The sequence below is a fragment of the Candidatus Thiodiazotropha endolucinida genome (genome assembly GCF_001715975.1).
Classification (GTDB): domain Bacteria; phylum Pseudomonadota; class Gammaproteobacteria; order Chromatiales; family Chromatiaceae; genus Thiodiazotropha; species Thiodiazotropha endolucinida.
On sequence record NZ_MARB01000002.1, the window covers coordinates 85655 to 101266 of the forward strand.

General features: G+C 49.4%; 15 protein-coding genes. 11 read left to right on the forward strand and 4 right to left on the reverse strand.

Annotation, left to right across the window (positions count from 1 at the left end):
• The first annotated feature begins 101 nt into the window (after positions 1–101).
• The 5 genes from glyQ to CODIS_RS01755 are packed head-to-tail and all read left to right on the forward strand — an operon-like array spanning position 102 to position 4747.
• Positions 102–1040, forward strand: coding sequence for a glycine--tRNA ligase subunit alpha (gene glyQ, locus CODIS_RS01735; RefSeq protein ID WP_069121007.1), 939 nt, complete (start codon positions 102–104; stop codon positions 1038–1040).
• Entirely contained in the window at positions 1033–3123 is a 2091-nt protein-coding gene (gene glyS, locus CODIS_RS01740) for a glycine--tRNA ligase subunit beta (RefSeq protein ID WP_069121008.1), read from the forward strand. The genes glyQ and glyS overlap by 8 nt, the downstream gene beginning before the upstream one ends.
• Positions 3120–3455 (forward strand): MazG nucleotide pyrophosphohydrolase domain-containing protein, encoded by a 336-nt coding sequence (locus tag CODIS_RS01745; RefSeq protein WP_069121009.1) that lies wholly within the window; start codon positions 3120–3122, stop codon positions 3453–3455. Before glyS ends, CODIS_RS01745 begins: the two co-directional genes overlap by 4 nt.
• A gap of 18 nt (positions 3456–3473) precedes the next feature.
• Positions 3474–4028 carry a D-glycero-beta-D-manno-heptose 1,7-bisphosphate 7-phosphatase gene (gene gmhB, locus CODIS_RS01750; protein WP_069121010.1) on the forward strand — a complete coding sequence of 185 codons (555 nt, stop codon included), beginning with the start codon at positions 3474–3476 and terminating at the stop codon, positions 4026–4028.
• Entirely contained in the window at positions 4025–4747 is a 723-nt protein-coding gene (locus tag CODIS_RS01755) for a lysophospholipid acyltransferase family protein (protein WP_069121011.1), read from the forward strand. Before gmhB ends, CODIS_RS01755 begins: the two co-directional genes overlap by 4 nt.
• A 181-nt stretch (positions 4748–4928) precedes the next feature.
• On the opposite strand, the gene gyrB is transcribed toward CODIS_RS01755, so the two are convergent.
• The 4 genes from gyrB to dnaA all read right to left on the reverse strand — a co-directional run bounded on the left by gyrB (position 4929) and on the right by dnaA (position 11216).
• Entirely contained in the window at positions 4929–7334 is a 2406-nt protein-coding gene (gyrB, locus tag CODIS_RS01760; protein WP_069121012.1) for a DNA topoisomerase (ATP-hydrolyzing) subunit B, read from the reverse strand.
• 107 nt (positions 7335–7441) lie between these two features.
• A complete protein-coding gene (recF, locus tag CODIS_RS01765) occupies positions 7442–8518 on the reverse strand; it encodes a DNA replication/repair protein RecF (RefSeq protein WP_069121013.1) in 1077 nt (358 codons plus the stop codon).
• Positions 8519–8554: 36 nt separating this feature from the next.
• Positions 8555–9655 (reverse strand): DNA polymerase III subunit beta, encoded by a 1101-nt coding sequence (gene dnaN, locus CODIS_RS01770; RefSeq protein ID WP_069121014.1) that lies wholly within the window; start codon positions 9653–9655, stop codon positions 8555–8557.
• Positions 9656–9881: 226 nt separating this feature from the next.
• A complete protein-coding gene (gene dnaA, locus CODIS_RS01775) occupies positions 9882–11216 on the reverse strand; it encodes a chromosomal replication initiator protein DnaA (protein ID WP_069121015.1) in 1335 nt (444 codons plus the stop codon).
• Positions 11217–11481: 265 nt separating this feature from the next.
• Between dnaA and rpmH the strand changes: the two genes are divergently transcribed.
• The 6 genes from rpmH (at position 11482) to CODIS_RS01805 (ending at position 15608) form a co-directional block, all read left to right on the forward strand.
• Entirely contained in the window at positions 11482–11616 is a 135-nt protein-coding gene (rpmH, locus tag CODIS_RS01780; RefSeq protein WP_069121016.1) for a 50S ribosomal protein L34, read from the forward strand.
• A gap of 13 nt (positions 11617–11629) precedes the next feature.
• Positions 11630–11995 carry a ribonuclease P protein component gene (rnpA, locus tag CODIS_RS01785; protein ID WP_069121017.1) on the forward strand — a complete coding sequence of 122 codons (366 nt, stop codon included), beginning with the start codon at positions 11630–11632 and terminating at the stop codon, positions 11993–11995.
• Positions 11980–12216, forward strand: a complete 237-nt coding sequence (gene yidD / locus CODIS_RS01790; RefSeq protein WP_069121018.1) for a membrane protein insertion efficiency factor YidD — start codon at positions 11980–11982, stop codon at positions 12214–12216. Before rnpA ends, yidD begins: the two co-directional genes overlap by 16 nt.
• On the forward strand, positions 12209–13873 hold the full coding sequence (gene yidC / locus CODIS_RS01795; RefSeq protein WP_069121019.1) for a membrane protein insertase YidC: 1665 nt from the start codon (positions 12209–12211) through the stop codon (positions 13871–13873). Before yidD ends, yidC begins: the two co-directional genes overlap by 8 nt.
• 18 nt (positions 13874–13891) lie before the next feature.
• Positions 13892–15238, forward strand: a complete 1347-nt coding sequence (gene mnmE / locus CODIS_RS01800) for a tRNA uridine-5-carboxymethylaminomethyl(34) synthesis GTPase MnmE (protein ID WP_069121020.1) — start codon at positions 13892–13894, stop codon at positions 15236–15238.
• 133 nt (positions 15239–15371) lie between these two features.
• Positions 15372–15608: an HP1242/YdcH family protein gene (locus tag CODIS_RS01805; protein WP_069121021.1), complete on the forward strand. Its 237-nt coding sequence runs from the start codon at positions 15372–15374 to the stop codon at positions 15606–15608.
• Positions 15609–15612 lie beyond the last annotated feature (4 nt).

Below are 15612 nucleotides of genomic sequence, written 5' to 3' on the forward strand. Positions count from 1 at the left end.
TCCAACTGCGATCAGATACCGGGACAATGCTCGGGTTAGCCATTGACTGAGAGCATCGTTATACTTACGCGGTTTTCTACCGCATCAATCGGGGTTTCGATGTGAATCAAGTGACAGAATCGAATCGAAGTGAAATCAGGACCTTTCAGGATCTGCTCATCGCTTTGCAAAACTATTGGGCAGACAAAGGCTGCGTCATCCTGCAACCCTACGACATGGAGATGGGTGCCGGCACATTCCACACTGCAACCTTTCTGCGTTCAATCGGGCCTGAACCCTGGTATGCCGCTTATGTGCAACCCTCCCGTCGACCCACCGACGGTCGCTATGGCGAAAATCCAAACCGCTTGCAGCACTATTATCAGTATCAGGTCGTACTGAAACCCTCACCCAAGGACATCCAGCAACTCTATCTCGGTTCCCTCGAGATGCTCGGCCTCGATCTCACTAGCAACGACATTCGTTTTGTTGAAGACAATTGGGAATCTCCCACACTTGGCGCCTGGGGCCTGGGCTGGGAGGTCTGGCTGAATGGCATGGAGGTAACCCAGTTTACCTATTTCCAACAGGTAGGCGGGTTGGATTGTCGCCCCGTGACCGGAGAGATCACTTACGGACTGGAGCGTATTGCCATGTACCTCCAGGGGGTGGAGAGCCTGTTCGATCTGGTTTGGACCGAAAGCCCTCAGGGTATAGTGACCTACGGTGATGTATTCCATCAGAACGAAGTGGAGCAGTCCGCTTACAATTTCGAGCACGCCGATGTGAATTTCCTGTTCGGTCATTTCGACCAGTGTGAGAAGGAGTCCAAAAAGTTGATTGAACTGGGCCTGCCGCTACCGGCCTATGAGCAGGTTCTCAAGGCTTCCCACACCTTCAATCTGCTGGATGCCCGTCATGCCATCTCAGTCACCGAGCGTCAGCGCTACATCCTAAGAGTACGCGGCCTGGCCCGGGATGTGGCACAAGCCTATTATGACGCCCGCGAACGACTCGGCTTTCCTATGTTGAAGTCGACAAAGGAGGCAGCCAATGGTTGATCAGGCCCACCTGCTGTTTGAACTCGGCACCGAAGAGTTGCCCCCGAAAGCACTCAAGCAGTTGTCTGCCTCGCTGAAAGAGAATTTTACTCTCGGACTCGAACAGGCCAATCTCGGTCACGCAGAGATCGAGAGTTATGCCACTCCACGCCGATTGGCATTGCTGATCAGAGACTGCGCCGTACGTCAACCCGATCGTGAAATCGACCGGCGTGGCCCGGCGATCAAGGCCGCTTTCGACGAGGCCGGTAATCCAACCAAGGCTGCGGAGGGCTTTGCCCGTTCCTGCAATACCACGGTAGATCAGTTGCAACGCCTGGAAACCGACAAGGGGGAGTGGCTGAGCTATCGTATTCATGAGACTGGAAAACCGGCCGTCGACCTTCTGCCGGAGATCGCAACTCAGGCGTTGAACAGGCTTCCCATACCCAAGCGCATGCGCTGGGGTGATTCCGAGGCGCAATTCGTGCGGCCGGTACACTGGTTGACATTTATTCATGGTGAACAGGTCGTACCCTGCGAAATACTCGATGCACAGTCCGACCGCCTGACCTATGGTCATCGTTTTCATCACCCGGAAGCAATCACCATCTACAATCCGGAAGACTACAGCTCGGTGCTGCAGGACCTTGGATATGTCATTCCCAGCTTTGAGGAAAGAAGAGAGAAGATACATAGCTTGGTTGAGAAAAGTGCAGCCGAAGTCGCCGCCACGGCCGACTTCGATCCGGACCTGCTTGACGAGGTGACCGCACTTAATGAGTGGCCGGTAGCGATATCCGCCAGTTTTGAAGAGCGTTTTCTCGAGGTGCCTCAGGAAGCCCTGGTCGCCACCATGAAAGGCCATCAGAAATACTTCCCCCTGTTCAATGGTGATGGCGAACTGATGAATCAGTTCGTCACCATTGCCAATATCGAAAGCCCGAAACCAAAAATCATCCGAGAAGGAAATGAGCGTGTGATTCGCCCAAGGCTGGCGGATGCGATGTTTTTCTGGCAACAGGATGGCAAGGTCAGACTCGAGGATCATCTGCAATCCCTAAAAAAGGTGGTCTTTCAGAACAAGCTTGGATCCATGTATGAAAAGTCAGAGCGCGTAGCTGACCTTGCCAAGCAGATCTCAAGCCATATACAGGGCAATCCTGAACTCGCACAACGAGCCGGACTGTTGAGCCGGTGTGATCTCATGACACATATGGTTGGCGAATTTCCATCCATGCAAGGTGTCATGGGACGCTACCAGGCATTGCGAGACGGCGAGGATCCGGAACTGGCACAAGCCTTGGACGAGTTCTATATGCCACGCTTCTCCGGTGACCAACTGCCACAGACAAAAACCGGTATCGCTATCTCGCTGGCTGAAAAACTCGATACGCTGATCGGTATTTTCGGGATAGGTTTAAAGCCGACCGGTGATAAGGATCCCTTTGCATTGAGACGCACAGCGCTGGGAGCACTGCGCATCATACGTGAGCACTCACTTACGCTTGATCTGCGAGAACTTCTCGATGCAGTTTCACACTCCATGTCAGGTAAACTGACTGAAACAGCTGTGGTGGATGAAGTCCATCAGTTCATGATGGACAGACTCAGAGGCATCTACATCGATGACGGTGTGAGTATCGATCTGTTTCAGGCGGTAGCCGAAGTAGAGCCCGGCAATCTGGCGGATTTCGACCGTCGAATCAATGCCATGAACGACTTCAGCAAATTACCGGAAGCGGAAAGCCTCTCCGCTGCGAACAAACGCATACGCAATATCCTGAAAAAGAGCGAAGAACAACTGGCGCAACGCGCCGATCCTTCACTCTTTCAAGATGATGCCGAACGTACCCTCGCCAACAAACTTGATGAATTGACACCTCAGGCCCAACCCCTGTTCGAACGCGGCGAATACACGCAGGGACTCAAAATACTGGCCGGTCTCAAGGAACCGGTAGACCATTTTTTCGATCAGGTCATGGTCATGACCGATGATACTACTGTACGAAACAATCGCCTGACTCTGTTGAAACAACTGGAAGGTCTGTTCCTCAGCGTGGCCGACATCTCCAGACTGCAGACTCAGGAAGGGCACAAATGAACCGGGACTCATACCAGGATATGCTCGCGGAGGTAAGGGCATTCCACGAAAAACATCGTTTTCACGAGACAGGGGGGGAAGAGCTAACCTATCGTGTCGCCTTGATGGCGGAGGAGCTGGGTGAGATCTCCAGTTGTGTCACCAAGGGTAAGAGTAAACAGGCATTGGCGGAAGAGGTGGCGGACCTTCTAATACTGGTCATGGGGACTGCCATCGCCGAGGATTTCGATCTCAATCAGGCATTTTGGGACAAAATGGAAAAACTCAGTATACGCGAATCCCGTATGATCAACGGTCGTATCCGGGTCTCTGAATTTCGTGATGTGGACTAAAAGTAAGTACTTACTTCTGTGAAACTTGTCATATTAGATCGGGATGGTGTAATCAATCAGGATTCGGACGCATATATAAAGAGCCCCGATGAATGGATACCCATCGACAACAGCCTGCGGGCCATCGCCAAACTCAGCCGGGCTGGTTACCGTGTATTTGTCGCCACAAATCAGTCCGGTCTTGCCCGTGGCCTGTTCGACATCGAGACATTGAATGCCATTCATCAAAAAATGATCGATGCTGTGCAAGCGGTGGGTGGAAGCATTGAAGCCATACTGTTTTGTCCCCATGGACCGGAAGATCACTGCGACTGCCGAAAACCCAAAACAGGTCTCTATGAGGAGATAGGTCTTCGCACCCAACAATCACTCAAGGAGGTACCGGTGATTGGTGACTCATTGAGGGATATTCAAGCTGCGATCAGTATCAAGGCATACCCGATCCTGGTTCGCACTGGCAACGGCGAGAAAACGGTTGAAAAACTTAGAGCAACCTATCCTCAAGTACCTGTATTCAAGGATCTCTTTAGCGTAACCGAGCATTTGATCGAACAACAAAGAACTAACCAATGATCCTTTTCAAATCCATTCTCTATTTTGTCCTGCTGTTGATCAGCACCATTACAATTGCAACCGTCGGTACACTGATTGGTTGGGCGCTTCCGGAGAACGGCATCCATCGGTTCGACCATGCTTGGAGTCGGATCAATCTGTGGGGACTGGAACACATCTGCGGTTTAAAATACAGGCTGCAGGGTGAAGAGAATATCCCCGAAGGGAGCTGCATAATCTTCGCCAAACACCAATCAGCCTGGGAAACGATTGCACTCATCAGTCTTATACCAGGCCCAAAGTCATGGGTATTGAAGCGAGAACTACTTTTCGTACCCTTTATGGGCTGGGTAATGTACTATTTCAAACCCATCGCCATCGATCGAAAATCGGGGCGCAAAGCCGTCGAACAGATCATCGAACAAGGTACAGAACGACTCCAATCGGGAAAGAACGTATTTGTTTTTCCCGAAGGTACGAGGGTTGCCCCTGGGACACGCAAACGCTATGGAATCGGCGGTGCGTTATTGGCAGAAAATTCGGGTTATCCGGTACTGCCGGTCGCGCATAACGCAGGGGTGTTCTGGCGTCGGCGCGATATCAGAAAATACCCGGGTACCATCGATGTCCGCATAGGGCCTCTTATCCAGACAAAGGGTCTTAGCGCAGCGAAGATCAACCAAGCGGCTGAGGAATGGATCGAGTCTACGGTTGAGCATCTGCCTCAGAGCCGGGGCTGATATAACAATTAAGTCCGCTAATTAAAGCAAATATCTTTGTGTTATTAGCTGAACCAGGTCTTTCAGGATTTGTTTAAAGCAGACTCATTAAGAATAAAGTTGTACCGCAAGCGACACTCTATATGTCTCTATTTTTCTTTATTTGCGTTAATTAGCGTTTATTTGCGGACATTTCAATTTATCAGACATCAAGATTTTCGACGGTCAATGCATGTGTCTCGATGAAGTCACGTCGAGGCTCGACCTGATCGCCCATGAGGGTTGAAAAGATCTGATCGGCTGCCACTGCATCTTCAATACTGACCTTCAACAGACGTCGGCTGTCGGCATTCATTGTAGTCTCCCACAACTGGTCAGGATTCATTTCACCGAGACCCTTGTAACGCTGAACATGCTGACCCCTTTTAGCATCTTCCATCAGCCAATCCAGGGCTTGTTTGAAACTTGAAATCGGTCGTTCCTTCTCGCCCCGTTTGACCACCGCATCATCACTTAGCAGCCCATTCAACTGACTACCAAATTCGACAATCTTACGGTATTCGACACTGCTGAAAAAATCGAACGGGATTAGATGCTCATTACCGATTCCATGTACTTTTCGGGTCAGTAATATTCCCGCTTCATCGGCATCCGTTTCATCAACCCGATTCAATGTACAAGATTCCGAAATTCCCAAATCTGTATTGAGCCTTGACTCTAACTCATTGATCCAAATAGAAATTTCACTGTCACTCTCGATCATTGCCTCATCCATTTTCGGCATATAGATCAGTTTTTCAAGTAAAACACCGTCATATCTGAGCGAGAGACGCTGAATACTGGCCATCACTGCAAGAAAGGCACGTGACAGGGTTTCAAGACTCTCGCCGGTCAACGGAGGTGCACCGCTGGTAACCACTAATGATGCGTTGTCGAGGGCACTCTGCAGAAAATAGTTGTTCAAGTCTTGATCATCTTTCAGATACTGCTCCTGCTTACCCTTTTTCACTTTGTAGAGCGGCGGCTGAGCAATATAGATATGCCCCCTGTCGATCAACTCCGGCATCTGACGATAGAAAAAGGTCAATAACAGAGTACGAATATGGGCGCCGTCCACATCGGCATCCGTCATGATAATGACCCGATGGTAACGCAGCTTGTCGGGGTTGAACTCCTCTCGGCCAATACCACATCCCAATGCGGTGATCAGGGTACCCACTTCTGCGGATGAGAGCATCTTGTCGAAACGGGCCTTCTCAACATTCAGGATCTTTCCCTTCAAGGGCAAAATAGCCTGATATCGTCGGTCCCTGCCCTGTTTGGCGGAACCCCCGGCTGAATCACCCTCAACCAGGTATAGTTCGGAAAGAGCGGGATCTTTCTCCTGGCAATCGGCCAATTTACCTGGCAGACCGGCTATGTCCAGGGCGCCTTTGCGCCGCGTCATCTCCCTTGCCTTCCTCGCTGCCTCCCTGGCGCGGGCAGCCTCCAGCATCTTACCCGCGATATTTTTGGCTTCAGCGGGGTTCTCGAGAAGAAAATCGTTAAGATTGTCAGCGAGGAGTGTCTCTACAATACCCTTCACCTCTGAAGATACAAGTTTATCCTTGGTCTGAGATGAAAATTTGGGATCCGGTACTTTCACGGACAGCACGGCTGTCAGACCTTCTCTGGCATCATCACCTGAAGTGTTGACCTTCTGTTTCTTTGATAATCCGGTCTGCTCAATATATTGATTGAGGGTACGAGTCAGTGCTGCACGAAAACCGGCCAGATGGGTACCACCATCCCGTTGTGGAATATTGTTGGTATAGCAGAAGATATTTTCCTGATATGACTCATTCCACTGCATTGCGATCTCGACCGTTACATCGTTGCGTGCATCACAGAAACTGAAGACTTTCTCATGCAACGGTGATTTGTTTCGATTGAGATGCTCAACAAATGCGAGAATCCCGCCCACGTATTTAAAGATATCCTCTCTTCCGGAAGCCTCTTCTTTCAAGATTATCTTGATTCCGGAGTTGAGAAATGAGAGTTCCCTGAGACGCTTTGCAAGGATATCGTAATGAAATTCAATATTGCTGAAGGTTTTACTACTCGGCATGAAGGTAACGCTGGTACCAGTCCTCTCTGTCTCGCCGATCGCTTCCAGGTCGGACTGAGGAACACCATGTTTGTAGATCTGTCGCCAGATCTTCCCTTGACGACGAATCTTCAGTTTAAGCTCTTCGGATAAGGCATTGACCACAGAGACACCTACACCATGGAGTCCACCTGATACCTTGTAAGAGTTATCATCGAATTTGCCACCGGCATGGAGGACAGTCAGGATGACCTCTGCGGCGGATTTCTTCTCTTCGGGGTGCTCGTCAACGGGTATGCCACGACCATTATCGCTCACAGTCACACTTTGATCAGAGTGGATAGTGACCTTGACTTCATTACAGTAACCGGCAAGCGCTTCATCTATGGAGTTATCGACAACCTCGAATACCATGTGATGAAGACCTGTACCATCATCGGTATCACCGATATACATACCGGGACGCTTGCGTACAGCATCCAAACCTTTCAAAACCTTGATATTCGATGAATCGTAACTCATAAAAATTCCATGAATAGATCAGTAACCCAGGAAACGGGATCCAACGCGCTATTATACCTATAATTTCTCAATCCATACGAACCATTTCTACATTTGAGAAGGCTTGGTCAATACAGAAAAGAAATATCGCCATGTTCCACGTGGAACCATTGACAAGCATCTGCAGAAAGTAGATTTTTTGACCTATCTGAATCGAGTGTCGTCGCAAAACTCTGAACTTTCATCTCCTCAATCAACTTGAGTAGATGTGCGTATCTTTCATTATCCAATTCTGAATGCAGATCATCGACTAATAGAACCGGACTTTCCCCTGTTCTATCTTCCAATATTTTCGTCTGAGACAGCAGCATGATGACTGCTGCTATTTTTGCCTCGCCTCTTGAAAAGATATTTTTTATTGGTTTTCCATCCTGCAATATTTTCAGATCAGACCTGTGAGGTCCACAACTTGTAAAACCGCGTTCTTTGTCTATTTTGCTATTTCTATCTATTGCCTCAGCGAACGATAATTCCTCTTTCCATCCCTGTTTTACTTCCAGTGAAATAGGTTTAATTAAGCCTGTTACATCGATTAAAGCATTGAGCGTGTCATTCCAGATTTTCGTATATCTGGACATTCTCCTGTCTATCTCATTACCCAACTGGATAAGCTGCCTATCCCAAACCTTTATCTGCTCTCTCGATCCTCGTAGTGCGTTGTTTCTCTGAATCAGTGTTTTCTTATATCTATTGGCCAGGTATGCATATTCGTGTTCCACGTGGAACATTCCCCAATTTAAGAGTCTTCTCCTGTTATTGGGGTCATCCTCAATAATGCGTTGTATATTGGGTGTGATGATTGAAAGTGGTATTGATTTAGCAAGATCTGAGCGTTTTTTTAGGTTCTTGCCATCTTTGCGTATCACAGTGCCGCTGACTGTTTTTCGTAGGCCTATGTGATGTCTGTTATTTGTTGCCGTCTGAAAAGACGTAAATAGGCTGAGCTGCTCCTCGCCCTCTCTTATCAGACGTCCTGTTTTTTGTTGTCTGAAAGTGCGTGCTCTGGCAAGTAGATAGATTGACTCTAATAGGGTTGTCTTTCCAGCTCCGTTGCACCCGACGATGATATTTATCTTTTTATGTGGGGATAGTTCCGCGTTGGCTATATTGCGCAGATTCTCGATCTTTATTGTTTCTATGTGCAATTTGTTGTGTTACTAGCTTTCAATCCTGATTATTTTCTAGATCCTCATAGGCATTACAACGTATCTGCTCTCTTCGTTTTCCTTACCATAGATCAGGGCACTACTGTTTGTATCCTTGAGTTCTATGATTATTGCCTCCTCTCCTATCGCATTGATTGCATCTAACAGATATCCAACATTGAATCCAATTTTCAATTCTTCTCCACTGTATTGCACTTCGAGCTCCTCTTCCGATTCTTCTTGCTCCGGATTGTGGGCCTGAAGCTGTAACAAGTTTTCTTTTAATTCAAATCGGATACCGCGATATTTTTCATTTGATAGAATCGATGCACGAGTAAGTGATTGTCGGAGACTGTTTTTGTCTGCCTCGACTTCTTTGTCTGATCCAGTAGGCATCACCCGTTGATATTCAGGAAACCTGCCGTCGATCAGTTTTGATGTAAAGATAGCGTTATCAAGTAATACGCGAATATAGCTGTTGCTCAACTCAATTTTGATGTCATTATCATTGTTTGTGAGTAAACGGCCTAATTCCAACACCGCCTTTCTCGGTAGAATGATCTGTTGGTTGATTTCTTCAGGCGCAGCGTTCATAGCCTGACTCATAGCCAGTCGGTGTCCATCCGTTGCAACGGTCCTTAAGTCACCCTTGTTTATCTCGAACAACATGCCGTTGAGGTAATAACGTACATCTTGCTGAGCCATTGCAAATTGTGTCTTTTCAATCAGTCGATTGAGTGTTGCCTCTTTGATGGTCATTATGTTGTTACTGGGTGTTGGCTCTATGACCGGATAGTCTCTTGCGGGAAGCAGGCTGAGTGAAAATCGACTTCTGCCTGACTGTAGGCGAACCTTGTCTTCACTGACATCAAGTGTAATCGGGGCAGATTCAGGGAGTGCTTTGCAGATGTCCAGAAGCTTTCTGGCAGGCAGTGTGAAATCGGCCTCACCCTCACATTCAACCTGAGCCTCTGTTTTCAATTCGACTTCGAGGTCAGTGGCTGTGAGCTGGATCATACCGTTTCCGGCATTGACAAGAATATTGGCGAGTATAGGTAGTGTTTGGCGTCTTTCTACGACACCAGCAATCTTCTGCATTGGTTCGAGAAGGTTTTCCCTATCTGTCTTTATTTTCATGTTTATCCACTCAGCATTTAATTAATTCTTTTTAAGAAAGTAGAACTGTTATTATTATTAGACCCTGGTTAAGTATGGGGGTAAGTTATTAACTAATTGATTCTTATAGGTTTTTTTCATTTTCTCTTGTGATTTACCGCTTTCTGTTCTTGGCTATTATCTGTTGATGGTTTGTGGATAGCCCGGCATTTTAATCTTACCCGATTTTCTCAACATTTTATCCACATTAACTGCTGAGGGTTCTCAACAGATTGGAATAGTCTTCAGAAATGCGAGGATCGCTCTCACGCAATTCCTTGACCTTGCGATTGGCGTGGATGACTGTTGTATGGTCTCTACCGCCAAAGGCATTACCGATCTCCGGAAGACTGTGATTTGTCAGCTCTTTGGCAAGTGTCATGGCGATCTGTCTGGGTCGGGCGATGGATCTGCTGCGTTTTGAAGAGGTTAGATCAGATGTGCGGATTTGAAAATACTCCGCAACAGTCTTTTGAATGTTCTCAATCGTGATCTGTTTGTCATGAGCTGCGAGCATGTCGCGCAAGGCATTCTTGGCAAAGTCGAGATTGATTTCACGCCCAGTAAAAGTGGCATTGGCAATGACTCTGCGTAGCGCCCCTTCCAACTCCCGGATATTGGAGCGAATCCGTTTGCCCATGAAAAAAGCGACTTCGTTTGGTAGTTCGACATTCAATTGAAGCGCTTTGCTTTGCAGGATGGCGACCCGTGTCTCCAGATCAGGGGGTTCGATGGCGACGGTCAAGCCCCAACCGAATCGCGATTTGAGCCTCTCTTCCAGGCCGCTGACCTCCTTCGGGAAGCGATCGCTGGAGAGGATGATCTGTTGTTGGGATTCGAACAGTGCATTGAATGTGTGGAAAAACTCTTCCTGAGAGCGCTCCTTGCCGGCGAAAAATTGTATGTCGTCGATCAACAGGGCATTGACTGAGCGATAGTGCTTCTTAAATTGTTCGATGGTGTTGTGTTGTAAAGCCTTAACCATCTCGGCGACGAATCGTTCCGAATGAAGATAGACTACACGTGCCTGCGGATTTTTCTTTAGCATCATATTGCCCACCGCATGCATGAGATGGGTCTTTCCCAAACCCACGCCCCCATAGATAAAGAGCGGGTTATAGGCCTTTCCGGGATTTTCACCGATCTGCATGGAGGCAGCGCGCGCAATCTGGTTAGATTTTCCTTCGACAAATGTATCGAATACGAAGCTTTGATTGAGGTTGCTGTCGATTGAAGGGTTCTTATCCTCGGAGGCGGTAAGCTTGTTGGAGTTAACCTGGTTGTTCTGTTTTTGTGTAGGCCGTCGTTTGCTGCCGATCTCCACTTTGACGGTCGGCGGATTGCCATCACACAAACTATTCAGATGATCCTGAATTGTATCCAGGTAGTGGTTGCGTACCCAATCCAGTACGAACCGGTTGGGTGCGAGAAGTTTCAGATGGTTTTGATCTTCAACGATTTGCAGCGGGCGTATCCAGGTGTTGAACTGTTGAGGTGATAATACCTGCTCAAGATGTTCTGTACATCGTTGCCAAAGGTTCAAGTTCTCTCTCCAGCAGCGTTGGATGAGTTGAGATCGATTCCTATAACCAGCTAACCGGCTCCGCGACGCCCTCTGGCCATACCCTTTCGAACTGTCAAGTCTACCTGCGGTCGGAGCAGTTATCTATAGCCGAATGGGAGTAGGCGTCCACTTTTTTTAGCGGATTGTCTATTGACAGGGATAGGTGTTTAGGACTAGGCTACGCGTCTTTTTTTCGACCATAAATTATTTTTCAATTTATTGGCGGATCTACCGGTAAGCAGCTATGAAAAGAACCTTTCAACCCAGTAATCTGAAGAAGGCGCGTACCCACGGTTTTCGTGCGCGTATGGCAACACGTAACGGCCGCAAGGTGCTGAAGGCACGTCGGGCCAAGGGACGTGCACGCCTGGCACTCTGAATATATACGCTCCTTGCCAACATCCGAAGGGACTTTTCCCCGTCGTTGCAGACTTGTTAAGCCCGGCGACTACCGTCGGGTTTTTGATGATGGGGAACGCTCTTCCGATGGCTTGTTTCTGGTGCTGGCCAGATCCAACCAGCTTGATTGCGCACGACTCGGTTTGGCGGTTTCAAAAAAAAGCAGTCCCAGTGCCGTGCATAGAAACCGCATCAAGCGTCTGATTCGGGAAAGTTTCAGACTAAACCAGGCGCTGCTCACCGGACTCGATCTGGTGGTTGTGTCTAGACATGGCGCTGTAAATGCCGAGAATAGGCAATGTTTGAATTCCCTTGAACAACATTGGCGAAAGATGGTGGAAAAATGCGCCGCATCGTGATCTCTCTGATCAAACTCTACCAAACGATCCTGAGCCCGTTTGTGGGACAGCATTGCCGTTTTTATCCCAGTTGTTCCACCTATGCGCTGGAGGCCTTGGAAAAGCACGGTACCCTGCAGGGTCTCTGGCTCTCTATCAAACGAGTCTCTCGCTGTCATCCTTGGCATGAAGGCGGTGTAGATCCGGTACCCGAACCCCGAAAAAAGCAGTTACATGGATAATATACGACTGATCCTATTCTTTGTTCTCGCCTTCGTTGGTTTGCTGCTCTATCAAGCCTGGCAACAGGACTATGGTCCGCAAAGCCAGCCAAAGCCACAGAGCGCATCCACTCCGGCAAGCACCGACACTTCGGCTGATGCCGCTGCTGTACCGACAGTGGAGGTAACAGCTGAATTGCCTGCTGCCGCCGGACCGGAGAACGCGGAGGGCTCCGCCGGATCCACCCAGGCGAAAATCGTAAACGTCGAAACCGATCTGCTGAAGCTGGAGATATCCACCCGGGGAGGAACGGTGCAGAAGGCGCTGCTGCTCGATTACCCCATATCCCTTGAGCAGCCTGATGTGAAAGTCGAACTTCTGAGTCCGCGGGAACCCGACATTTTCATCGCCCAATCAGGCCTGATCGGCAGTGAAAAGGGCAAGGCGCCCGACCACGAGGCGATATACCAGGTACAACAGGACCACTACCAGATGGTCGATGGCAGTGATGAACTGGTTGTGCCACTGGTCTGGTCGCATAGCGATGGCATTCAGGTCACCAAAGAGTTCATATTCCGTCCCGGCAGTTACCTTGCCGATGTTCGTTATCAGATAGATAACCAATCCGCCGTGGGATGGGCAGCCAGGGATTACGGACAGTTGCAGCGAATGGAACCGAGTAGTGACGGCAACGGTTTTACCACCTACACCTACACGGGCGGGGTCTTCTACAACCCTCAGGACAAGTACGAAAAGGTGGACTTCGACGATATGGCGAAGAAGAAGCTGAATGTCGAATCGGATCAGGGTTGGCTGGCGATGATTCAGCACTATTTTCTGAGTGCTTGGATACCGCCCAAAGATCAGGTCGAGCATTACTATACCAATGCCCTCTCTGGTGGAAAGTATTTGATCGGCAGTTACTCTCCCACAGTAACCGTGCCTGCAGGTGAAAGCACCACCTTGACCCGCAGATTCTATGTTGGCCCGAAGCTGCAGGATCAGTTGGAGGTGATTGCGGAAGGACTCGAACTGACAGTCGATTACGGCTGGTTGACCGTGATTGCGAAACCGATCTTCTGGCTTTTAAAGACTATCCACAACTGGGTCGGCAACTGGGGCTGGTCGATTATCATTCTTACCCTGCTGATAAAGGCGGCTTTTTTCAAGCTGTCGGAAACCAGCTACAAGTCGATGGCGAACATGCGCAAGTTCACGCCCCGGATACAGGCGATCAAGGATCGCTATGGCGATGACAAGCAACGCATTCAGGCCGCCATGATGGAGCTCTATAAGAAGGAGAAGATAAACCCACTCGGCGGTTGTCTGCCTATATTGGTTCAAATACCTGTTTTCATCGCCCTCTACTGGGTGTTGCTGGAGAGCGTGGAGTTGCGACAGGCACCGTGGGTTCTGTGGATTGAAAGTCTGTCGGAAAAGGATCCCTATTTCATATTGCCGTTAATCATGGGTGTCTCCATGTTCGTGCAACAGAAACTCAATCCGGCGCCACCTGATCCAATGCAGGCGAAGATCATGATGACACTGCCATTTGTGTTCACCATATTCTTTGCTTTCTTCCCTGCCGGGTTGGTGCTCTATTGGGTGGTCAACAATCTGATATCGATTGCTCAACAGTGGTATATCACGCGCAAGATCGAACAAGCGGCGAACTGATCAGGGTTTGTTGACATCATGCAGCCGGTTGATACCATCGCGGCTGTAGCGACCCCCCAGGGGCGAGGGAGTGTGGGCATCGTCCGCATCAGTGGCCCCGCATGCAGAGATATCGCCGACGCCCTGTTGGATTCAATGCCATCACCCAGACAAGCGCGCTTTAAACCGTTTCTCGATCAGGATCGAACGGTGATCGATAGTGGTCTGGCCATTTTTTTCCCCAAGCCCCACTCATTCACCGGTGAGGATGTGCTTGAATTGCAGGGGCACGGCGGTCCGGTTGTTATGGATCTCCTGCTCAAACGCACACTTCAGTTGGGTGCGCGTCTCGCACGACCGGGTGAGTTCAGCGAACGGGCCTTTCTAAACGGCAAGCTCGATCTGGTGCAGGCCGAAGCGATAGCAGACCTGATCGATGCGGAGAGCCAGGCTGCGGCTCGATCGGCCACGCGTACCTTGCAAGGAGCATTCTCAAACAAGATAGACCGGCTGGTGGAGTCATTGATCGAATTGCGTCTCTATGTGGAGTCAGCCATCGACTTCCCGGAGGAGGAGATCGACTTTCTCACCTGCAGTAATGTCAGTGAGCGTTTACATTTAATCCTCGATGAGATCGAATCGACGCGTCAAAGCGCACATAGCGGCAGATTGCTGAGAGATGGATTGACCCTGGTAATCGCGGGTAGACCGAATGCCGGAAAATCGAGCCTGCTGAACGCCCTGGCCGGTGCTGAGGCCGCGATCGTCACCGATATACCCGGTACCACCAGGGATCTGCTGCGTGAACGCATCACCATCGATGGCATGCCGCTGCACATTATCGATACCGCAGGTCTGCGGGAGAGTCATGACCCGGTTGAAGCAGAAGGGATTCGTCGCGCAAAGAAGGAGATCGAACAGGCTGATCGGGTACTTTGGGTATTTGACGATTCTACTGACCCGCATCACCTCGCCATCGATAGAGATCAATTGCCAAAGGGTGTCCCGGTTACCCTGATCCGCAATAAAATCGATATTGCCGGCAACACTCCCAGCATACTTGAGGATGAGTCAGAGGTTGAGGTCGCCTTGTCGGCCACCCGTGGCGATGGCATCGATCTGCTGACAGCCCACCTTAAGCAGTGTGTGGGTTACCGGTATCTGGGTGAGGGTGATTTTATCGCCAGACGCCGTCATCTGGACGCCCTGGAACGCGCCATCGGGCATCTCCGTCAAGGGGAGTTGAGCCTGCAACGAGATCAGGCGGGTGAATTGTTGGCTGAAGATCTGCGCTTGGCTCAACAGTCGTTATCTGAGATTACCGGTGAATTCACGGCTGATGATCTGTTAGGGCGTATCTTCAGTAGCTTCTGTATCGGAAAATAGGGCCTGACTTCAGGCAGTGGGTAATTGAAGCTGTATCATTAACGATTTTTTTGATCAAGCACATTGCAGCCATGGTAAAGTCGGGGCTAACTGTGGTGCAATAGGTTAACGAAATGAACGAGGAGGCGGAATTATGTTGGGTGAACCCCATGATCTGTTACATGAATTTCCGGAATACGCCGATAAGATTGCCGAATTACGCGCCAGTAACGATGTTTTCCACAACCTGATGGATGAATATGACTGGTTGGATGCGCATATCCGCAATCTTGAGGAGTTGCACAACCCTGTTTCGGATTTCCACATGGAGGAGATGAAGAAGCGCCGGGTATTGTTGAAAGACAGGCTGTATGCCTTTTTGCATGGTTGAGTGG